This window comes from Stenotrophomonas sp. CS3K5, from assembly GCF_059515225.1.
In genome coordinates this window covers 206655-229711 of record NZ_JCAKRX010000007.1, presented here as the reverse complement: position 1 = coordinate 229711, position 23057 = coordinate 206655, and the positions used below count along the sequence as shown (strand labels likewise).

Below are 23057 nucleotides of genomic sequence, written 5' to 3'. Positions count from 1 at the left end.
CTGCAATGACCTACGCAAAGCACAACGCAAAATCCGGCGCGAAATCGGCCGCAAAGAAGTACTACAAGCACTGGGCCGAATCGGGCCTGGGCAAGGGCAACGTGCTGATGGAAGCGCGTGGCGAGAAGATCGTGCGCCAGGTGGAAATCTACGGCACCAAGATGGTCTGGGCCGATGAGCATGCCCACAGCGACGACCGCTTCCTGCTGGCCGACCAGCCGGTGTCGTTCCTGGATTTCGACGAAGACGACGAAATCTCCGCGCGCGAATTCGAAAGCGCCTGGAAGAAGGCGCGTCTGGCCACCGGCTACCCGGTCTGACCCCGCCGGTCCCGGGGTCGGATCCCTTTCCGGACGGAAAGGTCTCTGACCCCATGCCGGGGCTCAGGCAGCCGCGTCGTACGGCTGGATCCGAGCCAGCACATCGGCCAGCTTTTCCTTGGTCATCGCCGCGTCGAAGTCGGCCTGCAGGCCAATCCAGAATTTGTCGGAAACGCCGAAGTAGCGGGACAGGCGCAGCCCCGTGTCCGCGGTCACCGCGCGGTGGCCCGAGACGATCTCGCCAATACGGCGCTGCGACACGCCGATGGATTTGGCCAGGCGGTACTGGGTGATGCCCAAGGGCTCCAGGAACTCGTGCAACAGGACCTCGCCGGGGGCGGGGTAGGGAACGGTTCGCATGAGCGCGACTCCTTCAGTGGTAATCGACAATTTCAACCTCGGCGGGCCCTTCCCTGGACCACATGAAGCACAAGCGGAACTGATCGTTGATGCGGATGCTGTACTGGCCCAGCCGATTCCCATGCAGCGACTCCAGCCTGTTCGCCGGCGGCAGGCGCAGGTCCCGCAGATCAGCCGCTACGTTGAGCATGGCCAGCTTGCGCAGCGCGGCGGCTTCAACGTGACGCCATCTCGGTACGCGATGTCCTTCAAACAGTGCCTGCGTACGCTTGCAGGCAAACGATTGGATCGGCATGTTGATAACGTATCGCGTTAGTATCGTATGCCGTTAGTATCGACTCTGCAAGCAGGAAACGTAATTCCCGGGCACGACGATCAGCGACGCATCCGGTGCGATCAGATGCTCGATGGCCTTTTGCACTACATTGGTGCAATGTCCGACCCCGCTCCCCCGCCGTCCCTCGATGCCCTGGGCACGCCGCTGGCCTGGGCCGGGGCCGACGGCCGCATCATCGGCTGCAACCCGGCCTTCGGGCGCTGGCTGGGCGTCAGTGGTCGCCGCCTGCTCGGCCAGCCGTTGGCCGCGCTGGAGGTGCAGGGCGAGGCGCTGGCGCATTTCCTGGCCCGCGATGAGCGCGACAGCCTGCGCCTGAACCGGCTGGCGCTGGCGGTGCCCGGCGAGGCGCCGCGCTTCGCCGAGGGCTGGATGAGCCGCCGCGACGACGGTGGCTGGCTGCTGGAGGCACACCCGGTCGATGAATTCCCCGGGCTCGACCCGACCCAGGCACTGCCCAGCGCCCTCAGCGCGGCGCTGAAGGGGCTGGCCCACGAACTGCGCAATCCGCTGGCCGGGCTGAAGGGCGCGGCGCAGCTGCTGGCCCGGCGTGCCGCCCAGCGCGACGCCAGCGAACGCGAGCTGATCGAGCTGATCGGTTCGGAAATCGAACGCCTCAACGGCCTGCTCGACCAGCTGCTGTCGCCGGCCCCGGCCGCGCCGCACGCCGAGCTGAACATCCATGCCGCGCTGGAGCGCGTGCTGCGCCTGGCCGAGAACGAGGCGGGCTGGGCGGTACGCCTGCAGCGCGACTACGACCCCAGCATTCCCGAATTCCATGGCGATGCCGACCGCCTCACCCAGGCGGTGTGGAACCTGGTGCGCAATGCGATCCAGGCCGGCGCCGGCAGCATCACCCTGCGTACCCGCGTGGAGCATGGCGTGCGCATCGCCGAACAGCTGCACACGCTGGCCCTGCGCCTGGAGATTGCCGACGACGGCCGCGGCGTGCCCGAAGAACTGGCCGAACACCTGTTCCTGCCATTGGTGAGTGGCCGGGCCGAAGGCACCGGCCTGGGCCTGGCGCTGGCCCAGCAGGTGGCGCGCGAACATCGCGGCACGCTGACCTATCGTTCGCGCCCGGGCCATACCGTGTTCACTCTGCTGCTGCCGATCGGCAACGGCGCCGCCCCGGCCGAGGAGACCCCGCGCGATGTCTGAATCTTCCATCGCCGCGCAGCGCATCTGGGTGGTCGACGACGACCGCGCGGTGCGCTTCGTGCTGTGCACCGCGCTGCGCGAGGCGGGCTATCAGGTCGTTGATTTCGACAGTGCTGCGCCCGCGCTGAAGGCTCTGAATGAAGGTCCGCCACCGGCGTTGCTTTTCACCGATGTGCGCATGCCTGGCGATGACGGCCTGGTGCTGCTGGACAAGCTCAAGGCCGCGCTGCCGCAGCTGCCGGTGGTGGTGATGTCGGCCTATACCGATGTGGCCAGCACCGCCGGTGCGTTCCGTGGGGGCGCGCATGAATTCCTGTCCAAACCGTTCGATCTGGACGATGCGGTGGCGCTGGCGCAGCGCGTGCTGCCAGCAGTGGCACCGGCACTGGCCACGCCCACGCCCGCTGCGGAAGCGCACAGCGACCAGCCGCCGCAGCTGGTTGGCGATACGCCGCCGATGCGCGCGCTGTTCCGCGCCATCGGTCGCCTGGCACAGGCGCCGCTGGCGGTGCTGATCACCGGCGAGACCGGCACCGGCAAGGAGCTGGTGGCCAATGCGCTGCATCGCGAATCACCGCGTGCGCATGGGCCGTTCGTCGCACTCAATACTGCGGCGATTCCCGCCGAACTGCTGGAAAGCGAGCTGTTCGGCCACGAAGCCGGCGCCTTCACCGGTGCACAGCGCCGCCATATCGGCCGCTTCGAGCAGGCCAACGGCGGCACACTGTTTCTTGATGAGATCGGCGACATGCCGTTGCCGCTGCAGACCCGCCTGCTGCGCGTGCTGGCGCAGGGCGAGTTCTTCCGCGTCGGTGGCCGCGAGCTGATCCACGTTGATGTGCGCGTGGTCGCGGCGACCCACCAGGACCTGGAAGGGCTGGTCGCGCAGGGAAAATTCCGCGCCGACCTGCTGCACCGCCTGGACGTGGTGCGCCTGCAGCTGCCACCGCTGCGCGAACGCCGCGAGGACATCGCGCAGCTGGCCAGCACCTTCCTGGCCGCGGCCGCGCGCAAGCTGGACACGCCACCGAAGCAGCTCACCGCCGCCGCCCTGCAGGCGCTGCGCGAGCACGACTGGCCGGGCAATGTGCGCGAGCTGGAGAACGTGTGCTGGCGGATGTCCGCGCTGGCCGCTGCCGACACCATCGGCGTGGCCGATGTCGATACCGCACTCAACCGCAAGCGCGGCCGCCGCAGCCACGCGCACGCGGCCGACCCCGGACAGTGGGAAACGCTGCTGGCCGAATGGGCGCGCCGGCAGCTGGCCGAAGGCGCCGAAGGGCTGCACGCGCAGGTGCGCGAGCGGGTCGACCATGCGCTGCTGGAGGCCGCACTGCAGATCACCCACGGCCGCCGCGCCGAAGCCGCTGCCCGCCTCGGCCTGGGTCGCAACACGCTCACCCGCAAGCTGGGCGCCGGGCGCCGTCGCGGGGGCCATTGAACGGTCCCTGCACACCATCCTCGCGCCCGCTTGCCGAACCGTTGATCGTTCATGGACGATGCAACCACTAGTGTCACCTGCAAGGAGTCTTCGATGCGTCTGTCCTTTGCCATCCTGCCGTTGTCCGCCGCCGTGCTGCTGTCTGCCTGTGGCAGCGCACCGAAGAAGACCGAACCGACCCCACCGCCGCCCACCGTGGTCAGCGCGGCCAAGCAGGCCGAGGCCAATCTGTCGCCGGCGTCGGCCAGCATTGTCAGCGGCCGCCTGGCGCTGATGGCCGAACCCGGTGGCCTGCACATCACCGGCCTGATTGGTGGCCTGCAGCCGATGCAGCAGGCGGGCTTCCACATCCATGAGCGCGGTGACTGCAGTGCGGTGGACGCCAGCAGCGCCGGCAACCACTTCAACCCCGGTGGCGCCGCGCATGGCCGCGCCGGCACCGGCAAGCATCACCTGGGCGACATGGACAACCTGCGTGCCGATGCCCAGGGCCGCGCCAACGTCGATATCCACCTCAAGGGGGTTACCCTTGGCGGAGGCGCCGCCACCGATATCGCCGGACGTGCACTGGTCGTGCATGCCAACGCCGACGACTATCGCAGCCAGCCCGCCGGCAATGCCGGCGTCCGCATTGCCTGTGGCGTGATCCGGGTTGTCCGCTGATCACTGCAGGCTTCATCCAGGGAGAGAATCCATGCGTCTGATCCACACTTCGCTGTTTGCCGCCATCACCGCGCTGGGCCTGGCGGCCTGCGGCCAGCAGCCCGCCGCTCCGCAGGCGGAAACCACCCCGGCCGCAGAGGCCCCCACCGAACCGGCGGCCACACCGGCACCGGCTGCAGCGCCGGCCGCCGATGCTTCGGCCACTGCCGAGCTGGCACCGACCCAGGGCAACGAAGCCAAGGGTAGCGTCACCTTCAAGGTGGTTGACGGCAAGGTCCACGTGACCGGCCAGATCAGCGGCCTGAAGCCGGGCAGCGAGCACGGCTTCCACATCCACGAGAAGGGCGACTGCAGCGCGCCGGACGGCATGAGCGCCGGCGGCCACTTCAACCCGGGCAAGCAGGATCACGGCAACGTCGCCACCGATCCGCACCACGGCGGCGACATGCCCAACATCAAGGCCGACGACAAGGGCGTGGCCACCATCGATGGCCCGGTGTCGAGCAACGTCAACATCGGCAAGGGCGATGACTTCGACATCATCGGTCGCGGCCTGATCGTCCACGCCGATGCGGACGACTACAAGACCCAGCCGACCGGCAACGCCGGCGCGCGCCTGGCCTGCGCGGTGATCGAGAAGGCTCCGTAAGAAACAGGAAACGCCGGCGCAGGCCGGCGTTTTTCTTTGTTGGTAATGCCGGCCGCTGGCCGGCATTACCCGCTTTCAGCGCGCCAGCAGCTCGCGCGCGTCCTGCCCGGCCTCGCAGTGCACGAACAGCACCGGCACACCGTGCGCTTCCAGCACCGCGGCCATCTGCCGCTGGCGCATCAGGAACTGCTCGTAGATGCCCTTCAGGCGGTCGCAGTCGTTCTTGCCGTGGTTGTAGTGCGCACACCAGCCGGCCGGATCGAACAAGGCCATGCGCGCCTCGCCATGGGTGTAGCGCAGCAGCGGTTCGGGCGCGGCATTGAGCCACTCGTCCTGGCCAGGGGCCAGGATTGCGGTCTCGATCAGCGGCCACAGCGCGGCCAGGCCCTGGTTGTCGTACTGCATCGACATCATCGCGGCCAGATCGTTCACGGTGAAATAGCGCGCGTGCTCGATGCGGGCACCGAAGGTGTTCTGTGCCATCAGCGCGGTGTCGGCGTGGGCCATGCCGTTGGCCAGCAGCGTGTCCTCCAGTGCATCGGCCACCGCCTGGGTGGTGGCCACGTCGCTGCCGGTCAGCAGGAACGGCACCACGCGCAGGCCGCCGCCCACCAGGCTGGCATCGGCTTGGAACGGCAGCGGTACATCGCCCTTGGCGTCGGCACCAAAGGCCAGCAGGCGCGGGCCCTGGCTGCGGCCCGGCGCGCGCATCTGCAGTTCTTCCAGGCGGCGATGGATCGGCCAGCCCGGGCGCAGTACTTCGGCCGGGTCGAAATGCGCGGCGGCGAACACCAGATCCAGCTCGGCCACCTGCGGCACCAGCTTGGACAGGTCACGGCCGACGCGTTCGGCCAGTTCACCGGCCTGTTCGGCGCTGAGTACCGCCTGGCGGGGGATTTCGCCGCCGGCCAGCTCCAGGGCCAGCACGCCAAGGGCATTCATCGCGGGGTCGGGTTTGCTCATGGTTCCACGGTTGGCCCATCACAGGGCGGCAGCTACACTTGGCTCCATTATGCCTGCTCCGTCGTGCAGGCCATGTTGCAGACACCCTCATCCATGCCAGGTATCTCCATGCCCAACGCTCGTCCCGTCGCCATCCTCGGTGGCGTCCGCATTCCGTTCTGCCGCCAGAACACCGCGTATTCGGATGTCGGCAACCTCGGCATGTCGGTCCGTACGCTGGGCGCGCTGGTCGAACGGTTCGGCCTGCATGGCCAGCAGCTCGGTGAAGTGGCGATGGGTGCGGTGATCAAGCACTCCAGCGACTGGAACCTGGGCCGCGAGGCCACGCTGTCTTCGGGCCTGTCGCCTTTGACCCCGGGCATCACCCTGCAGCGCGCCTGCGGTACCTCGCTGGACAGCATCATCACCGTGGCCAACAAGATCGCGCTGGGCCAGATCGAATCGGGCATCGGTGGCGGTTCGGATACCACCTCCGACGTGCCGATCGTGTACGGCAAGAAGCTGCGCGCGCGCCTGCTCGCGGCCAACCGCGCCAAGAGCACCGGCGACAAGATCCGCGCACTCACCTCCGGCTTCAAGTTCTCCGAGCTCAAGCCCGAGTTCCCCGGCGTGGCCGAGCCGCGCACCGGCAAGAGCATGGGCGACCACTGCGAGGACATGGCCAAGGAATGGAACATCTCGCGCGATTCGCAGGACGAGTGGGCCGTCTCTTCGCACAAGAAGCTGGCCGCCGCCTATGAGCGTGGCTTCTTCAACGACCTGATCGCGCCGTTCCGCGGCGTCGAGCGTGACAACATCCTGCGCCCGGATACCTCGCTGGAAAAGCTGGCCACGCTGAAGCCGGCGTTCGACAAGGTCTCCGGCCGCGGCACGCTGACCGCTGCCAATTCCACCCCGCTCACCGACGGTGCCGCCGCGGTGCTGCTGGCCAGCGAGGAATGGGCGCGCGCGCACGGCCACGAACCGCAGGCCTACCTGCGCGACGCGCACGTGTCGGCGGTGGACTTCGTGCATGGCGAAGGCCTGCTGATGGCGCCGACCGTGGCCGTACCGGAGATGCTCAAGCGCAATGGCCTGACCCTGCAGGACTTCGACATCTACGAGATCCACGAAGCCTTCGCCGCGCAGGTGCTGTGCACCCTGCGTGCGTGGGAGAGCGAGGATTACTGCCGCAACCGCCTGGGCCTGGACGCACCGCTGGGCCGCATCGACCCGGACAAGATCAACCTGCTGGGCTCGTCGCTGGCCACCGGCCACCCGTTCGCCGCCACCGGCGCACGCGTGATCGCCACGGCGGCCAAGCAGCTGGCCGAACGCGGCGGTGGTCGCGCGCTGGTGTCGATCTGCACCGCCGGCGGCATGGGCGTGGTGGCGATCGTCGAACGCTGATCGCATCCATCGAACAACAAAAAACGCCGCCCATCGGGCGGCGTTTTTTTTCTCCGGTGGGTGCCGACCGTTGGTCGGCACTCCCCAGCCATGCTTACGGCAACCGCGGGTTGCCGAATTCATCGCGCTCTTCGTTGGCGTCATACACCGGCGGCTGCGCGGCAAGCGGTTGCTCTTCCACCGTCGCACGTGCCGGCGCTTCGGTGCCGCGCACCAGTTCCACACTGTCCTCGCCACGCTGCAGGCGCAGCGCATTGGCCAGGCACTGCGCGGCCAGCGCATGCTCGCCACGCTGTGCGAACAGCTCGCCCAGCGCTTCCCATGCCGGTGCACCGGCGCCGGCGGCGATCGCCTCGTGCAGAAACGCATCGGCAGCATCCCATTGCTGCTGGGCCAGCGCCACCCGGCCCTGGGCCAGGCGCAGCGCCGCCGAGCCGTCGTGCACGTTGCGCCAGCGCGCCAGATTGGCCTGGCGGGTGGCCAGGCGCTCGGCCGGCAGGCGTCCGTACAACGCCACCAGTTCGTCGTCCCAGCGCTGATCCAGCGCGTGTTCCAGCGCCAGCAGCGCCGGCTCATCCCAGTTCAGGGCCACCGCGCGGCTGGCATAGGCGCCCACCACGTCCACCGTCGGCCGCAGTGCCTTCGGTGTGGCCTCCCACTGTGCGGCCAGCGCGTTGACGTCGGCCGCTTCCAGCAGGGCCTGTGCAGCCAGGCGCGCTTCCAGCTCGCCGTTGGCGTCGGCCGGCAGCACCTTGCTCTGGCGCAGTGCGCCCAGTTGCCCATAGGCCTCGTGGGCACGGCCGGCACGGGCCAGCGCTTCGGTGCGCAGCCACAGCCCACGCGGCGGCAGCGGCTGTATGGCCGCCACGTCCAGGGCGTTGATCGCATCCACCGGCAGATCGCGCGCCAGCAGCTGTTCGGCACGCAGCAGCGCCTGCAGCGTGGCATCGCTTTCGCCCAGGCGCTGCAGCAATGCGTCGCCCGCGGCACCGTCGGCACGCGCCTGCGCACTGCGCACCGCATTGGCCAATGCCACTGCACTCACTTCCGGGTCCTTGGCGGCACCGTCCAGCAGCTTTTCCGCACGCTGCCACTGGCCATGCTCATAGGCCTGCAGGCCATCGATCAGGCGCACCCGGCCCTGCTTGCGGCGGTAGCGGCCCCAGGCGCGGAACGGCGCCGCGATAAGGCTCCACAGCAGCCACAGCACCAGCACGCCGATCACGCTCAGAAGCGCCACCTTGGGCAGGTTGCTGTGGTAGTCATAGCCGCCATAGCGCAGGGTCACTTCGCCGTAGCGGTTCAGATCATCGGTGCCGAGCCATTGCGCGGCCACCACGCCGATGGCCACGGCCAGCAACAGCACGACCAGGGATTGCAGGGGTTTCATGCGGGATTACCTCCGGTCGGTCTGGGTGCGCAGTTGCTGCAGGGTGCTGCCAAGAACGGTGTTGCTGGCCTGCAACGGCAGCTCGCGCAAGGCCTTCAGTTCAGCACGTTGCGCGCGCAGGGCCGGTGAATCCGGCCAGCGCCGTTGTGCCCAGTGGTCCACGCGCTGCAATGCGGTATCGCGGCCACTGCGGTCGCCGCGTTCGATCGCCGCACGCGCCAGGGTCAGTTCCAGCTGCAGCGCATCATCGGCATTGCGTCGCTCGGCCGCCGTCAACGGGCCGTTCTGGCGGCTCGGGGTGATGTCCACGAACGGCGCCAGCGTGGCCTGCCACCACAGCTTGCCCGCGCGCGGCGCGGCATCGCCGCTGATCTGTGAAGGCAGGCCCTGCAACGCCTTGGCCAACGCATCCAGGCGCTGCAGCGACTGCACCCGCGGGCCGGCACCGAGTGCATCCAGCGCGTCGCGCTCCTGCACCAGTGCCTGGCGCAGGTTCAGGCCCTCGCTGTCGGGCAGATCGGCCAGCACGGTGGCGGCCTGCGCGTACAGGCGGCGCGCGCCCTCCACATCGTCGGCGTAGTTCAGGCGCTGCGCGGCCTGGGTCAGCAGCAGCTCGGCCTCATCGCGCTGCACCGCTTGCCGGCCCTGGTTGGCACTGTCGGCCAGCTTGGCCAGGTTTTCTTCCAGCAACGCGCTGCGCTGCGACAGCCCCAGCATCTCGTCGCGCAGCACCCGGTTGGTGGCCGCCGCATCCTGCAGGCGCTGGCTGGTGGCGCGCTGGTCGCGGCGCAGCGCATCCAGCGTGGCCTCCAGGCCCTGCAGCTGCACGGCGGTGGTCTGTGCCTGCGCGTGCTGGGCGTCCTGTTGCGTCTGCCAGAGGTACCAGCCGGCATAGCCGCCCGCGCCAAGCACAACCACGCCGGCCAGCGGCAGCAGCCAGCGCAGGGGTCGACGGGGTGGGGTAACGGGCGGTGTGTCGTTCATCGGGCTTCCTTGTCGGCTGTGTTGCCAGTCGGTTCCGGCAGGCCGCGTTGTGCACAGCATCACCGCTGCCGACGACAGCGGCAAGCGTGACGCCCGTCCCTGTTCAGGTCGCTGCCGGGCCGGTGAGCGTGGCGTGTGCAGCCGCCACCAACTGTTCAGCGGTGGGCCCGGCGCTGCGCACGACATGTTGCAGGCCAAGGCCGCGCGCCTGCTCGCCCAGCCGATCGCTGGCCACCACCACGCGGGCGTGGGCCTGCAGGCGCTGGCGCAACGCCGGCGAAAGCTGCTGCCAGACGTGATCCAGCGCGTCACCACTGCTTACCGCCAGCACCCACGGTGCGGCTGAATGCGCCAATCGCGTCCGCGCGCGCGGCGACAGGCTCAGCAGGCGCCGCTGGTAGACATCGGCGCGCTCGATGGTGGCACCGGCGGCCTGCAAGCGGGCGGCAATCAGGCCACGTCCGCCGGGCGCGGTGACCAGGCCGATGCGCAGGCCCTGCACCTCGGCCAGCACCGGCAGCGCCAGCAGGCCTTCGCTGTCCATCCGCTGCGGTGCATGCACCTCGGCCACGCCCTGCGCCTGCAGCGCGCGCGCCGTGCCCTCGCCCACGGTCAGCCACGGGCTGCGCTGGGCATCGGCCAGGGGCAGCAGCGAGGCGGCGGCGGCTACCGCGGCCGGACTGGTGAACACCACCCGATCGCAGTTCAGCGCGCGTTGCAGCTGGCGCAGCACGGGCGTGCCATGCAGGCGCTGCAGCCGCCAGGGCGACAGCGCCAGCAGCTGCCCGCCCAGCCCAGCAACAGCGCGGCGCAGCGCCGCATGCTGCCCTTGCGGGCGCAGTGAAATGAAGGTCCAGCCCGCATCGGAACCGGCGGCGCCAGTGGGTATCGTATGGTCGGCCATTGCCTGCATTATGCGGGCCCTTCGTTGTCGTGGTCGCTGCTCCGATGTCCGTTGATGCCCTGACTTCCTCGTTGGCTTCCCTGCAGGACGTGCTGGACTGCATGCCGGCGGTGCGTGCCATGCAGATCCGCCTGGACGGCTACGCCGATGGCGTGCTGCGCATCACCGCGCCGCTGGCCGCCAACGTCAACGACAAGGGCAACGCCTTCGGCGGCAGCCTGGCCTCGGTGCTCACCCTGTCCGGCTGGGCCCTGGTCAGCCTGCGCCTGCGCCTGGCCGGCCATGACGCCGAGGTCTACGTGGCCGACAGCAACCTGCGCTACCTGGCGCCGGTGTACGAAGACCTGCATGCGCATGCCGAAGCGGCCGAAGCCACTGGCTGGGACGCCTTCCTGAACACCTTCCGCCAGCGCCGCAAGGCCCGCATCAGCATCATCGCCACCCAGCCCGGTGCCGACGGACGGGCCGCTGCCGAGTTCAGCGGTCGCTTCGTTGCCTTCGCCAAAGGTTAGGATGGCAGGCTGACGCCCTGCGGAAACCACCGATGCGCCGCCTCATCCAGTTCCTGTTGTGTTCCCTGCTGCTGGCCAGCGCCGTGGCCTCGGCCGATGACCTCAGCCGCAAGCAGCGCAAGCTGCTGGAAGAGACCCAGATCGCCTATGGCGCGACCATCCGCTGGGGCAGCATGGACGATGCCATCGGCTACCTGGACCCGAAGCTGCGCAAGGAGCGGCCGCCGACCGAGTTCGAGCTCAACCGCTATGCGCAGCTGCGCGTGTCGTCCTACCGCGAGCGCAGCAGTGCCTCGCTGGATGGCGGCGTGGTCGAGCGCCGGGTCGAAATCGGGGTGATCAACCAGAACACCCAGGCCGAGCGCACCGTGGTGGTGGTCGAGCGCTGGCGCTGGGACCCGGAGGCCAAGCGCTGGTGGCAGACCGCCGGCCTGCCGGACCTGTGGAAGGGGCAGTGACGGGCCGCGTCCGGCTTGTGCGACAATCGGCGCCCGCTTAATCGACCCGTGACCTGAGTGAATTACGAAGAGTTGCTGGCCTTTGCAGGCCGAAACCCGATGCTGTCCGCGGCCCTGGTCGGCCTGACCGTGGCCATCATCGTCACCGAAATCCGCCGCCTGTTCCGGGGCTTCAAGGGCATCAAGCCCGCCGAACTGACCCAGCTGATGAACGCCGGCGGCACGGTGGTGGTCGACCTGTCGGCCAGCGGTGACTTCGAAAAGGGCCACATTGCCGGCAGCCGCAACGCCCAGGCCAGTGCCTTCGGCCCGGACAACAAGCTGGTGGCCAATGCCAAGCAGTCGCCGGTGGTGCTGGTGTGCCGCAGCGGCAACGCCTCGGAAACCGCCGCAAAGGCGCTGAAGAAGGCCGGCTTTGAGAAGGTCTATGTGCTCGACGGCGGCATCCCCGCCTGGCAGCAGGCCGAGCTGCCGCTGGTCAAGGGCCGCAACTGATCGTCGCAGGTGGCGGATCTGGCCTTGTATGGGCCTGATACCGCCCCCATCGCAGTAGTTCGATCCTCGTTTTCATTGCATTCATTGGAGTTACTGGAAATGTCCGAAGAGATCACCAACGGCGCCGCTGCGCCGGTCGATGCCGCCACCGGCCCCGCTTTCACCGTCGAGAAGATCTACGTCAAGGACGTCTCCTTCGAGTCGCCGAACGCACCGACCATCTTCAATGACCAGGTGCAGCCGGAGCTGCAGCTGAACCTGAACCAGCAGGTGCAGCGCCTGGGTGAGAACGCCTTCGAAGTGGTGCTGGCCGTGACCCTGACCTGCCAGGCCGGTGAGCGCACCGCCTACGTGGCCGAAGTGAAGCAGGCCGGCGTGTTCGGTCTGGTCGGCCTGGACCCGCAGTCGATCGACGTGCTGCTCGGCACCCAGTGCCCGAACATCCTGTTCCCGTACGTGCGCCAGCTGATCAGCGACCTGATCCAGGCCGGTGGCTTCCCGCCGTTCTTCCTGCAGCCGATCAACTTCGAAGGCCTGTACGCAGAAACCCTGCGCCAGCGCCAGGAGCAGGGCGACGCACCGTCGCTGGCTGACTCCGAGCCGGCCGGCAACGCCTGATCCCTGCTGCGACGTCACGGATGAGCACTACCGCTGACAAGATCGCCGTGCTGGGCGCCGGTTCCTGGGGAACCGCGCTGGCCAGCCTGCTCGCACGGCACGGTCACCCGACCGTGCTGTGGGGGCGCGATGCCGCCGTGGTCGAAGCCATCGACCAGCGCCACGAGAACCCGCGCTACCTGCCGGGCATCCCGTTGCCGGACAGCCTGCGTGCCACCACCGACCTGGCGTCGGCGGTGCAGGGCGCGGCCTGGATCCTGGTGGTGACGCCCTCGCACGCCTTCGGTGAAACCGTGCGCGCGCTGGCGCCGCTGCGTCCGGCCGGTGCCGGCGTGGCCTGGGCGACCAAGGGCTTCGAACCCGGTTCGGGCCGCTTCCTGCATGAAGTGGCGCGCGAAGTGCTGGGTGAGGACGTGCCGCTGGCTGTGGTCACCGGCCCATCGTTCGCCAAGGAAGTGACCCAGGGCCTGCCGACCGCGATCACCGTGCACGGCGACGTGCCCGAGTTCGCGCAGACGGTGGCCGAGGCGATGCACGGCCCGGCGTTCCGCGCCTATACCGGCGACGACATGGTCGGTGCCGAGCTGGGCGGTGCGATGAAGAACGTGCTGGCGGTGGCCACCGGCGTGGCCGATGGCATGCAGCTGGGCCTCAACGCCCGTGCCGGCCTGATCACCCGTGGCCTCAACGAGATGCTGCGCCTGGCCGCTGCGATCGGCGCCAAGCCGGAAACGCTGATGGGCCTGGCCGGTCTCGGCGATCTGGTGCTGACCTGCACCGGCGATCTGTCGCGCAACCGCCGCCTGGGCCTGGCCCTGGGCCGTGGCCAGACGCTGCAGGATGCCGTGCGCGAAATCGGCCAGGTGGTCGAGTCGGTGCAGACCGCCGACGAAGTGATGCGACAGGCACGCCGGCATGGCATCGATCTGCCGATCTCCGACCGCGTGCGTGCCGTGCTGCACGGCGAGCAGACACCGGAAGAAGGTCTGCGCGCATTGCTGGCGCGGGAACAGAAACCGGAATATCCGGACACGCTGTTCAAGTAAATCGAAAACCCCGGCCACATGCCGGGGTTTTTTCGGTAGCGCCGGGCCATGCCCGGCGGAATCCATCAGCGCGCGCTCGGCGGTGCGTTGCCGTTGTCCATGTCCGAGAAGATCAACCACGGCCCTTTACCTACGCGCTTCAGCGTGAGCGTGAACTTGCCGGTATCGCCCGTGTTGTTGCCGTAGTTGTAGGCACCGATGATGTAACCGGTGTTGTCTTCCACGGCGTAGGCCAGCGCACGCAACCGCAACGGGCTGCCGCCCTGGCCGGCATACGCCGCCTCGATGGCACTGCGCCCGCGCACCGGTGGCTGGTTGCTCTGCAGTACAAAACCATCCTCGGCAAACAGCGCAGCCAGTGCCTTGGCATCACCCGCGCGCCAGGCCTGCTCGTAATCGCGCAGCACGCGTTCCAGCGGCGCGGGCAGGGCGGCATCAGGCAGCCGGGTGGCGGCCGGGCTTGCGGTTGCCAGCAGGGGGCCGCACAGGGCGAACAACAGCAGGCAGATACGCATGGGCTCGGTCCTTTGATGTGCCGGGCAAGGGAAGCGCGAGTATGTCCCATCCACGCCCGCGTGGCCTTCGCGCCGCCCCCATTGAAAGCGTGCGACGGCTTGGGCATGCTCGCTGACAACCGGGGGAGGGGACGCATGCACTTTTTCCAGCTGGACCAGTTCGCAGGTCATCTCAACGAAACCTTCAGTGCCGACATCGAAAACACCGGCGTACCGTTCGTGCTCGTCGAGGCCGCACCGCTGCCCGATCAGCGCTTGACCGGCCAGATGCGCGCGCCGTTCTCGCTGCTGTTCCGCAATGAATCGGCGGTGCTGTTCCCGCAGCGCACCTACACCATGCGCCATCACGGCCTGGGCGAGTTCGGTATCTTCCTGGTGCCGATCGCACGTGACCGCACCGGTTTCATCTACCAGGCGCTGTTCAACTGACGGCGGTGGCCACCCAGCGCATCCGTAGGTGGCTGCCGGTATCGCCTTCGTTGTGGAACGCGAGGCGCTCGTAGAGCCGGCGCGCGGCCAGATTCTCCCAGGCCACATGCAGCACCACACTGTGCAGCTGCACACCGTGTGCAGCGCGCTGCACCCAGCGCACCAGGGCCGAGCCGATGCCACGGCCGCGCGCAGACTTCAGCAGGGCGATGTCGATCAGGGTCGCCTCGTGCTCGTCGCAGTGCAGGTAGAGGCGCCCGATCGGTTCGCCGGCCTGCTCGACCAGCAGATAGTGCGCCGGCTGGTAATGCCGTGTGTAGTGCAGGTGCTGCAGCGCGAACTGGTTGTCCAGGAACGCCTGCCGCAACGCATCCGGCCACGGCACGTTGGCCAGCTCGGCGGCGCGTGATTCGGCATAGAGCCGCTGCAGAAAGGGCAGGTCGCTGTCCTGCGCTTCGCGCACACTGAGGCCAGCAGGAAGGCCGTCCCCCGCCACCGGCAGCCAAGCTGCCCGCAGCGGGGGAAAGGCCAGCGTTACGTTCGCAGTCACGGCCGTTGCGGGAAGACGCCGGACAGGCTGATGCAGAAGTTCAAGGTGAGATAGGGCTGGCGGTTCTCGTGCGGCAGGCCGCCTCCCGCAGCGCCCACCGTGGTCAGCGGGAAGGTGCTGGTGACCGTCGGTGTCGCGGCCAGGATCGGGCTCGACTCCGGTGTGATCAATGCATTGCCGCTGGCCGGAATGCCACTGCGGTGCGCGGTATCGGGCTGGTTGTAGATGCGTGCGCCGTGGGTGTGGTTGGGCATCTCGTTGATCAGCAGCGTGACGCTGTCGCTGCCGAAGGTTTCGCCCATCACGCGCGGGCTCAGGCCGGGCCCCGTGCCCTGGCCACATGCGATGTTGTTGGTGTAATTCGGCAGCTGGTAGTTGTTGGTGCCGTTGCCGCCAAAGGTGGTTCCCAGCAGCGAGAACAACGCGGTGTTCTGCTGGATCGGCATCAGTTGGCCCTGGCACATCGCCCAGTTGTAAGGGGCGAAGTTGAAGCCGTAGATCTGGATTTCGCCGAGGAAGGGATCGCTCATGATGTGGGTCCTGGTAGGCGTTCGATGATCGTCAGCCTTGCGACGGGAAGACGCCGGCCCATGCAATGCAGTAGCGGGCGACCAGCGAGGGCATGGTGTTGTCGTGTGGCTGGCTGCCACCGACCGCGCTCACCGAGGCGGGCGCCAGGTTGCCACTGCCCAGGCCGGTGATGCTGTCGGTATACAGCGTGTCGCCGCTGACCGCACCGAGCTGCAACGCCGGTCCGGGTGATGGCGAACTGGCCGCCGAATTCACCGCGTTGAACGCATGAGTGTGTGCGGGCAGCTGGGCGGTGGTCAGGGTGACCGATTCGCTGCCGGCCGCCTGGCCCAGCACGTAGGTGCCCAGACCACTGCCAGTGCCCTGGTGCACCGGCACGCGTCCACACAGATTGGGCAGGCCGAAGGTGGAAACACCATCGCCGCCGTAGGTGGTGCCGATCAGGGTGAACAACACTTCGTACTCTGAAATGGGCAGCAGCCGGCCATCACAGTCGAACCACCCCACCGGCGCGAAGTTATAGGGAAACAGACGGACTTCGCCAACAAAGGGTTGAGACATGGCAGAAACTCCGGTCAGTTGCGCGAGGGGTAGATTCCGTTGAGTGCGATGCAGAAATTGATGACCAGATACGGCTGCAGGTTTGCATGCGGCTGCGTCTGGCCGCTGTTGTCAAGCACGTTCAGCGGTATCTGGGCGCCGCCGGACGCGCCGTAGACATTCTGCGTCCCGGTTTTGCCGAGCAGCACATTGCCCTGCGGAATGCGTGTTGTACCGTCGGCGGTGGTGCCGCCGAAAATGTGCGTGTGCTGGGGAATCTGCGTTGCCAGCAGGGTTACGTTCTCCACGCCCTGGCGTTCACCGGTGTTGGTACCGCTGGTGGATCCGCGGGGCGTACGGCTGCGCAGATCGGGCAGCTGGAAGTTGGTTGTGCCGTTGCCGCCGTAGGTAACACCCAGCAGCGAAAAGAGCGCCTGGTTCTGCGCGATGGGCAGCACCTGGCCATTGCAGAAAGCGAAAGACCTGGGCGCGAAGTTGAACGCCACGGGCATTATCTGCCCGAGAAAGGGTTCCGACATACGATATTCCCCCTGGGATAGGCGCCGGCACTCAGCCCCCGGCCGGCGACATAACTCTGGCGCATTATCCTGGGTGTTGACAAGTCCCGGTATCCATGAGCAAGAATATCGCGCTGCCAGCCCAAGGGATGCAGGGATTCAAGGGGGGGCAGGACCGCCAGGCAGGGCCAGGGAGTCTGCAGGGTGGGGAGGTCAGGAACCGCGGCGCCCGTCCGGGGGCCACGGCGGTTTTCTCACTCGCGCCACACGGCGCAGCGTCCGTCGGGAAGGCGGACAAGCAGGGGGCACAACATGTGGCACGCAGAGTCGATGCATCGCGACGCGATGCGCCTTGGGCTCGGCCGTCGTTTCTGGGGCCACCTCGGAGCCATCCTGCTGCTGGGCGCTACCCTCGCCCTGCCCGATATCGCACGCGCGGCGTGCGCAACCTTCACGCCGCCCAATGCCAGCGCCGGTTCACCGATGGCGGCCGGCAGTACGATCGTCATTGATGCCTCCAGCTGCCAGGGCGTTGCAGGCTTCGGCATCGGCAACGTGACCACCCCGGCCGGCAATGGTACGGCCACCGTCACCAGCCATGCCGCCTCGAAGATCTCCTATGCCCACAGCGGCAACGGATCGACCACCGACACCTTTGCCTTCGACGACGGTACCGGCTCGCACAATGTGCTGGTTACCGTGTACATCCAGGCCGCCGCATCGCCGATCACGATTTCGCCGGCCACCGTGCCCGGCGGAACGGTGGGCACGCCCTATGCCGGTGTCACGCTCAGTTCCAGTGGCGGCACCCTGCCTTACAGCTATGCCGTCACATCCGGTGCACTGCCGCCTGGATTGACGTTGAGCAGTGGTGGCGTGCTGTCCGGCACGCCCACCACGCAGGGCACCTTCGCATTCTCGGTCACCGCCACCGACAGCACGGCGGGCACGCCGCTCACCGGCACGGCCAGCTACTCGGTCACCATCGCCGCACCGACCATCAGCGTGACCAACGCGCCTGGCCCTGCGGTGATCGGTACGCCGTACTCGTTCACGTTGACCGGTGCCGGCGGCACCGCGCCCTACAGTTACATCCTGGATGGTGGCACCACCCTGCCCGCCGGCCTGGTGCTGGCCAGCAACGGCACCATCAGCGGCACGCCGACGGCATTGGGCCTGAAGAACTTCACCGTGCGCATCACCGACAGCAGCACGCCGACGCCGTTCTTCGCGGCGGCCAACCTGTCGATCAACGTGCAGAACGTCATTCCGCCGGTGGCCGGCGCAGCCAGCGCCACCGTGGCCCATGGCAGCAGCAACAACCCGATCACGCTGAACATCACCGGCGGCACCGCCACCTCGGTCGCGGTCGGCACCCAGGCCACGCACGGCACGGCCACCGCCAGCGGCACCACCATCACCTACACACCCACTGCCAGCTATTCCGGTCCGGACAGCTTCACCTACACCGCCACCAATGCCGGCGGCACCTCGGCGCCGGCCACCGTCACCATCACCGTGTCGCCGGCCGCCATCAGCTACGCACCGTCCAGCCCGGCAGCCGGCACCGTCGGGGTGGCCTACAGCCAGTCGCTGGCCGGCGCCAGCGGCGGTACCGCGCCGTACACCTACACCATCACCAGCGGCAGCCTGCCGCCGGGCATCACCCTGGCCAGCAACGGCACGCTGTCCGGCACGGCCAGCGCCAACGGCACCTTCAACTTCACCGTGCGCGCCACCGACAGCAGCACCGGCACCGGGCCGTTCAACGCCACCAGCGGCCCGCTGACGCTGACCATCGCCGCCGCAACGCTCACCTATGCACCGGCCAACCCGCCGGCGGCGACGGTCGGCGTGGCCTACAGCCAGTCGCTGGCCAGCGTCAGCGGAGGCGTCGCGCCGTACACCTACGCGATTGCATCGGGCAGTCTGCCGCTGGGCATGACCCTGGCCAGCAACGGCACTCTGTCCGGCACGCCGAGCGCGGGCGGCAGCTTCAACTTCTCGGTCACCGTGACCGACAGCAGTGGTGGCAGCGGACCGGTCAGCGCCACCAGTGGCGCGCTGCTGCTGACCGTGAATGCACCGACGATTACGATCACCCCGCCCACGCTGCCAACGGCGAGTGCCGGCGTCGCCTACACCCAGAACCTGACCGCCGCCGGCGGTAGCGGCACCTACACCTATGCGGTTACCGCAGGTGCGTTGCCGCCGGGTGTGACCCTGTCCACTGCCGGCGTGGTCAGCGGTACGCCGACGGCTGCGGGCAGTTTCCCGCTGACGATCACCGCCACCGACAGCAGTGGCGGCAGCGGCCCCTACACCGGCAGCCAGCCCTACACCCTCAACGTGACTGCGCCGTCGCTGACGTTGACGCCGCCGGCGGGCACCCTCTCCGGCACGGCCGGCGCACCGTTGAATGTGCCCTTCAGCGCGGGCAATGGCACCGCGCCGTACACCTTCGACATCAGCGCCGGTGCGTTGCCCAACGGCGTGACCCTGTCGCCCACCGGTACGCTGTCCGGCTCGCCGACGGTGTCCGGTCTTTTCACCTTCTCGGTGCGCGTCACCGACAGCACCACCGGTACCGGCGCGCCCTTCCGGCGAACCCAGAACTACGTCCTGTCCATCGCCGCGCCCACCATCACGATCTCACCGGGCACGCTGCCGCAGCCGGCGGCGGGCGTTGCCTACAGCCAGATCATCACCGCCAGCTCTGGCCAGCCAACCACCTTCACCTACGCCGTCACGGCGGGGCAGGTGCCGGTCGGTCTCAGCCTCGACGCTGCAACGGGTGAACTGAGCGGCACACCAACCCAGGTCGGTCCGTACAACTTCACCGTGACCGCCACCGATGGCGGGGGCTTCACCGGCAGCCGCAACTATGGAGGCACGGTCAGCGCCCCGGTGCTGTCGCTGACGCCGAGTTCATTGGCAGGCACCGCTGCGGGTACGGCTTACACCACGACCTTCGTTGCCAGTGGTGGCAACCCGGGCTACAGCTACCAGCTCACCGGCACCCTGCCCAATGGCCTGTCGTTCTCGCCGTCGTCCGGCGTGCTCAGCGGCACGCCCACGCAGGCCGGCACCTTCAGCTTCAGTGTGAGCGCGACCGACAGCACCACCGGCACCGGCGCCCCCTTCTCGGTGACCAGGCCCTATACGCTGGCGGTGTCGGCACCGACCGTCGTGGTCGATCCGACCACGCTGCCGGCGGCGACCGGGGGCGTGACCTATTCGCAGACCATTACGGCCAGCGGTGGCAACGGCACCTACAGCTTCAGCCTGGTCAGCGGCGCGCTGCCGGCCGGTATGACACTGAGCAGCGCGGGCGCGCTGTCGGGCACGCCCACAGCGGCCGGCACCTTCAACATCACTGTGCAAGCGACCGACGGCAACGGCTTCACCGGCAGCCGGGCCTATTCCCTGGTGGTCAACGCACCGACCATCACGCTGGCGCCGGCCACGCTGCCGGGCGGCTTCGGCGGCGTGGCCTACAGCCAGGCACTTGCCGCCAGCGGCGGTGTTGGCAGCTATACCTACAGTCTGTCGGCGGGCGCATTGCCGCCGGGCATCGCGTTGAGCAGCGCCGGCACCCTCAGCGGCACCCCCACCACCACCGGCAGCTTCAACTTCACCGTCACCGCTACCGACAGCGTCGGCTTCACCGGCAGCCAGGCCTACACCTTCAGCGTGGCTGCGCCGACGATCACCATCGCGCCGGCGACGTTGCCCGCCGCCACCGGCAGCATCGCCTACAGCCAGCCGCTCAGCGCCAGCGGCGGCAATGGTGGCTATACCTACAGCCTGATTGCCGGCGCCTTGCCGCCGGGCATTGCCCTGAGCAGTGCCGGCCTGATCAGCGGTACGCCGACCACCACCGGCAGCTACAGCTTTACCGTGCGCGCCACTGATGGCTTCGGCTTCAACGGCAGCCAGGCCTACACCGTCACCGTGAACGCGCCGGCCATCGTATTCGTGCAGACCACCTTGCCGGGCGGGCAGGTGGCGGTGGCCTACAGCCAGACTGTCAGCGCGGGCGGCGGCAGCGGCAGCTTCACCTACAGCCTCAGCGCCGGCGCATTGCCGCCAGGCATCGCGCTCAGCAGCGCCGGTGCGATCAGCGGTACGCCTACCGCTGCCGGCAGCTACAGCTTCACCCTCACCGCCACAGACAGCTTCGGCTTCAGCGGCAGCCAGCCGTTCACCGTGGGCATCAACCAGCCGGTACCGGTGGTGGTGAACGATGCGGCCACCACGCCGGCCAATGCCGCGACCAGCATCGACGTCACCGCCAACGACACCGGCCCGATCACCAGCATTGCCATCGCGCAGGCGCCGTCGCACGGCACGGCGACGGTCAACGGGCTCAACGTGGCGTACACGCCGGCCAGCAACTTCTTCGGCAACGACAGCTTCACCTACACCGCCACCGGCCCGGGTGGCACCTCGGCGGCGGCCACGGTCAGCGTCAGCGTGACGCCGCTGGCGGTGCCGGTGGCAGCAGCACAGAGTGCGACGGTGCTGGCCGGGCAGTCGGTGACCGTGCAGGCCGAGGCCGGGGCGATCAATGGTCCGTTCACTGCGGTCACCATCAGCCGCGCGCCGTCGTCCGGCACGGCGGTGGTGCAGGGCGCCAGCATCGTCTACAGCGCCGATGCCGATGCCTCCGGCGTGGTGGACTTCGAGTACACGCTCAGCAACCCGTTCGGCACCTCGGCGCCGGCGCGGATCAGCGTGACGGTCAACCCACGGCCGGTGGCCCCGGCGCTCACCGCCACCGCCATTGCCGGGCGCGTGGTCACTGTGGATCTCACCTCCGGCGCGCGCGGTGGCCCGTTCACCGCCGCGGCCGTGGTCTCGGTGTCGCCGGCAGATGCCGGCAGCGCCACCATCACCGCCAGCGGTGCCGGCTATACGCTGGCGTTCACCTCGGCGGCGACCTTCGGTGGCGCGGTGCGCATCACCTATACGCTCAGCAACGCGTTCGCCACCTCGGCGCCGGGCACGGTTGATGTGATGGTCAAGCCGCGCAGCGATCCCTCGCGTGATGCCGAAGTGCTGGGCGTGCTGGAAGCCCAGGCCGAAGGTGCGCGGCGCATGGCCATCGGCCAGATCAACAACTTCCAGCGCCGCCTGGAAAGCCTGCGCGCAGGCGGTGCTGCGGCCGGCTTCAGCAACGGCATCACTTTCAGTTCGGCCAGCAGCCAGCGCCGCACGCAGCAGGACGATCTGCTGCGCAAGGGCATCGGCGCCAGCGGCGAAGCGCTGTCGATGATCGACGAACCGGCGTTGCAGGGCGGTGTCGCGCCTGCTGCCGGCACGGTCGATGGCTTCGCGTTCTGGACCGGCGGTGCGGTCAACTTCGGCACGCTCAAGCCGGGTGCCGGCAGCAACGGTATCGACTTCACCACCTCCGGCATCAGCGTGGGTGCCGACCGCCAGATCGGTCCATCGCTGAGCCTGGGCGCCGGCCTGGGCTATGGCCACGATGCCTCGGATATCGGCCGCAATGGCAGCCGCAGCACCGTGGATGGCTACAGCGTAGCCACCTACGCCAGCCTCCATCCCGAAGGCGGGTTCTACGTGGATGGCCTGCTCGGCTACCAGTGGCTGAAGTTCGACGCGCGCCGCTTCATCACCGACAACGGCAACACCGCCTACGGCAGTCGCGATGGTACGCAGTGGTTTGCTTCGTTCTCCACCGGCTACCAGCATCGCAGCGATGCCCTGCTGCTGACCCCGTATGGCCGCCTGGATCTGGCACGCGCCACGCTGGATGGCTATCGCGAGCATGGTGACGAGGTGTACGCACTCGACTACCAGCGGCAGACGGTCAACACCAGCACTGCCACGGCCGGCGTGCTGGCGCAGTGGCTGGTGAAGCGCGACTACGGCATGTGGACGCCGCAGCTGCGCGCCGAGTTCGGCCACGACATGCAGGGCTCCAGCCAGGCCTTCATGCGCTATGTGGACCTGATGTCCGGGCCGGTGTACCGCGCCACGCTCGATCGCCAGTCGCGCAACCACACGCTGCTGGGCGCTGGCATCGGCCTGCAGACGCTGAAGGGCTGGACGCTGCGCGCCGAGTACCAGAACCAGCTCGACAGCAGCAGCCGCGACAACCAGGGCATCCAGATCAGCGTGCAGAAGACGCTGCCGCCGTGATCGATGCAGCGGCGGCGACCGGGGGGTCGCCGCCGCACCTGGCCTGTATCCGTACAATCGTGTCTGCGGCGGCTGCGCAACGTGCGTCTGCGCCGGGCATCGAATGGACGGAACAGGAC

The 23057-nt window shown here is 68.4% G+C and carries 24 protein-coding genes; 13 read left to right on the top strand and 11 right to left on the bottom strand.

Going from position 1 to position 23057, the window contains the following annotated elements; genetic code table 11:
- Window positions 1–5: 5 nt before the first annotated feature.
- Window positions 6–320: a hypothetical protein gene (locus AC5YGJ_RS12755; protein WP_496186732.1), complete on the top strand. Its 315-nt coding sequence runs from the start codon at window positions 6–8 to the stop codon at window positions 318–320.
- Between the two features lie 63 nt (window positions 321–383).
- Here AC5YGJ_RS12755 and AC5YGJ_RS12750 read toward each other — a convergent pair whose 3' ends face one another.
- Window positions 384–680, bottom strand: coding sequence for a HigA family addiction module antitoxin (locus AC5YGJ_RS12750; protein WP_475289767.1), 297 nt, complete (start codon window positions 678–680; stop codon window positions 384–386).
- Window positions 681–693: 13 nt separating this feature from the next.
- Window positions 694–975: a type II toxin-antitoxin system RelE/ParE family toxin gene (locus AC5YGJ_RS12745; RefSeq protein ID WP_496186731.1), complete on the bottom strand. Its 282-nt coding sequence runs from the start codon at window positions 973–975 to the stop codon at window positions 694–696.
- A gap of 138 nt (window positions 976–1113) precedes the next feature.
- Here AC5YGJ_RS12745 and AC5YGJ_RS12740 point away from each other — a divergent pair, with 138 nt between their 5' ends.
- The 4 genes from AC5YGJ_RS12740 to AC5YGJ_RS12725 all read left to right on the top strand — a co-directional run bounded on the left by AC5YGJ_RS12740 (window position 1114) and on the right by AC5YGJ_RS12725 (window position 4928).
- Complete coding sequence (locus AC5YGJ_RS12740; protein ID WP_496186730.1) at window positions 1114–2175, top strand: two-component system sensor histidine kinase NtrB; 1062 nt, start codon at window positions 1114–1116, stop codon at window positions 2173–2175.
- On the top strand, window positions 2168–3616 hold the full coding sequence (gene ntrC, locus AC5YGJ_RS12735) for a nitrogen regulation protein NR(I) (protein ID WP_496186729.1): 1449 nt from the start codon (window positions 2168–2170) through the stop codon (window positions 3614–3616). Before AC5YGJ_RS12740 ends, ntrC begins: the two co-directional genes overlap by 8 nt.
- Window positions 3617–3709: 93 nt before the next feature.
- Complete coding sequence (locus AC5YGJ_RS12730; protein WP_249842297.1) at window positions 3710–4279, top strand: superoxide dismutase family protein; 570 nt, start codon at window positions 3710–3712, stop codon at window positions 4277–4279.
- Between the two features lie 31 nt (window positions 4280–4310).
- The gene (locus AC5YGJ_RS12725) at window positions 4311–4928 is read left to right on the top strand and encodes a superoxide dismutase family protein (RefSeq protein WP_496186728.1); all 618 of its coding nucleotides are present in this window, start codon (window positions 4311–4313) and stop codon (window positions 4926–4928) included.
- A 75-nt stretch (window positions 4929–5003) separates the two neighbouring features.
- On the opposite strand, the gene AC5YGJ_RS12720 is transcribed toward AC5YGJ_RS12725, so the two are convergent.
- The gene (locus AC5YGJ_RS12720) at window positions 5004–5891 is read right to left on the bottom strand and encodes a hypothetical protein (protein WP_409460744.1); all 888 of its coding nucleotides are present in this window, start codon (window positions 5889–5891) and stop codon (window positions 5004–5006) included.
- Between the two features lie 93 nt (window positions 5892–5984).
- Between AC5YGJ_RS12720 and AC5YGJ_RS12715 the strand changes: the two genes are divergently transcribed.
- Entirely contained in the window at window positions 5985–7280 is a 1296-nt protein-coding gene (locus AC5YGJ_RS12715; RefSeq protein WP_152985301.1) for an acetyl-CoA C-acetyltransferase, read from the top strand.
- A 94-nt stretch (window positions 7281–7374) separates the two neighbouring features.
- On the opposite strand, the gene AC5YGJ_RS12710 is transcribed toward AC5YGJ_RS12715, so the two are convergent.
- The 3 genes from AC5YGJ_RS12710 to AC5YGJ_RS12700 form a co-directional block, all read right to left on the bottom strand.
- Complete coding sequence (locus tag AC5YGJ_RS12710; protein WP_496186727.1) at window positions 7375–8670, bottom strand: heme biosynthesis HemY N-terminal domain-containing protein; 1296 nt, start codon at window positions 8668–8670, stop codon at window positions 7375–7377.
- A 6-nt stretch (window positions 8671–8676) separates the two neighbouring features.
- Complete coding sequence (locus AC5YGJ_RS12705) at window positions 8677–9654, bottom strand: uroporphyrinogen-III C-methyltransferase (protein ID WP_496186726.1); 978 nt, start codon at window positions 9652–9654, stop codon at window positions 8677–8679.
- A gap of 103 nt (window positions 9655–9757) precedes the next feature.
- Window positions 9758–10567, bottom strand: coding sequence for a uroporphyrinogen-III synthase (locus AC5YGJ_RS12700; RefSeq protein ID WP_496186725.1), 810 nt, complete (start codon window positions 10565–10567; stop codon window positions 9758–9760).
- Between the two features lie 35 nt (window positions 10568–10602).
- On the opposite strand from AC5YGJ_RS12700, the gene AC5YGJ_RS12695 reads away from it, so the two are divergent.
- From AC5YGJ_RS12695 to AC5YGJ_RS12675, 5 genes are all read left to right on the top strand, one after another.
- Complete coding sequence (locus AC5YGJ_RS12695; protein ID WP_249842291.1) at window positions 10603–11070, top strand: YiiD C-terminal domain-containing protein; 468 nt, start codon at window positions 10603–10605, stop codon at window positions 11068–11070.
- Between the two features lie 32 nt (window positions 11071–11102).
- Window positions 11103–11528, top strand: a complete 426-nt coding sequence (locus AC5YGJ_RS12690) for a hypothetical protein (RefSeq protein ID WP_057498558.1) — start codon at window positions 11103–11105, stop codon at window positions 11526–11528.
- A gap of 57 nt (window positions 11529–11585) precedes the next feature.
- Window positions 11586–12023 carry a rhodanese-like domain-containing protein gene (locus AC5YGJ_RS12685; RefSeq protein WP_004153552.1) on the top strand — a complete coding sequence of 146 codons (438 nt, stop codon included), beginning with the start codon at window positions 11586–11588 and terminating at the stop codon, window positions 12021–12023.
- Window positions 12024–12122: 99 nt separating this feature from the next.
- Complete coding sequence (gene secB, locus AC5YGJ_RS12680) at window positions 12123–12641, top strand: protein-export chaperone SecB (protein WP_005407596.1); 519 nt, start codon at window positions 12123–12125, stop codon at window positions 12639–12641.
- 20 nt (window positions 12642–12661) lie between these two features.
- The gene (locus tag AC5YGJ_RS12675; protein WP_107231405.1) at window positions 12662–13687 is read left to right on the top strand and encodes an NAD(P)H-dependent glycerol-3-phosphate dehydrogenase; all 1026 of its coding nucleotides are present in this window, start codon (window positions 12662–12664) and stop codon (window positions 13685–13687) included.
- Window positions 13688–13752: 65 nt separating this feature from the next.
- Here the strand turns inward: AC5YGJ_RS12675 and AC5YGJ_RS12670 are convergent, their stop codons facing one another.
- Window positions 13753–14202, bottom strand: coding sequence for a YybH family protein (locus AC5YGJ_RS12670; RefSeq protein ID WP_496186724.1), 450 nt, complete (start codon window positions 14200–14202; stop codon window positions 13753–13755).
- A gap of 135 nt (window positions 14203–14337) precedes the next feature.
- Here AC5YGJ_RS12670 and AC5YGJ_RS12665 point away from each other — a divergent pair, with 135 nt between their 5' ends.
- Window positions 14338–14631 carry a DUF6916 family protein gene (locus tag AC5YGJ_RS12665; RefSeq protein ID WP_057498556.1) on the top strand — a complete coding sequence of 98 codons (294 nt, stop codon included), beginning with the start codon at window positions 14338–14340 and terminating at the stop codon, window positions 14629–14631.
- Here AC5YGJ_RS12665 and AC5YGJ_RS12660 read toward each other — a convergent pair.
- Genes AC5YGJ_RS12660 through AC5YGJ_RS12645 form a run of 4 tightly spaced genes read right to left on the bottom strand, consistent with a single transcriptional unit; the run spans window position 14624 to window position 16791 of the window.
- Window positions 14624–15181, bottom strand: a complete 558-nt coding sequence (locus tag AC5YGJ_RS12660; protein WP_496186723.1) for a GNAT family N-acetyltransferase — start codon at window positions 15179–15181, stop codon at window positions 14624–14626. The genes AC5YGJ_RS12665 and AC5YGJ_RS12660 overlap by 8 nt on opposite strands.
- On the bottom strand, window positions 15178–15711 hold the full coding sequence (locus AC5YGJ_RS12655; protein WP_496186722.1) for a phage tail protein: 534 nt from the start codon (window positions 15709–15711) through the stop codon (window positions 15178–15180). The genes AC5YGJ_RS12660 and AC5YGJ_RS12655 overlap by 4 nt, the downstream gene beginning before the upstream one ends.
- Before the next feature lie 31 nt (window positions 15712–15742).
- Complete coding sequence (locus AC5YGJ_RS12650; RefSeq protein ID WP_309336326.1) at window positions 15743–16273, bottom strand: phage tail protein; 531 nt, start codon at window positions 16271–16273, stop codon at window positions 15743–15745.
- 14 nt (window positions 16274–16287) lie between these two features.
- A complete protein-coding gene (locus AC5YGJ_RS12645) occupies window positions 16288–16791 on the bottom strand; it encodes a phage tail protein (RefSeq protein WP_496186721.1) in 504 nt (167 codons plus the stop codon).
- Window positions 16792–17082: 291 nt separating this feature from the next.
- On the opposite strand from AC5YGJ_RS12645, the gene AC5YGJ_RS12640 reads away from it, so the two are divergent.
- Window positions 17083–22938 (top strand): putative Ig domain-containing protein, encoded by a 5856-nt coding sequence (locus AC5YGJ_RS12640; protein WP_496186720.1) that lies wholly within the window; start codon window positions 17083–17085, stop codon window positions 22936–22938.
- Window positions 22939–23057 lie beyond the last annotated feature (119 nt).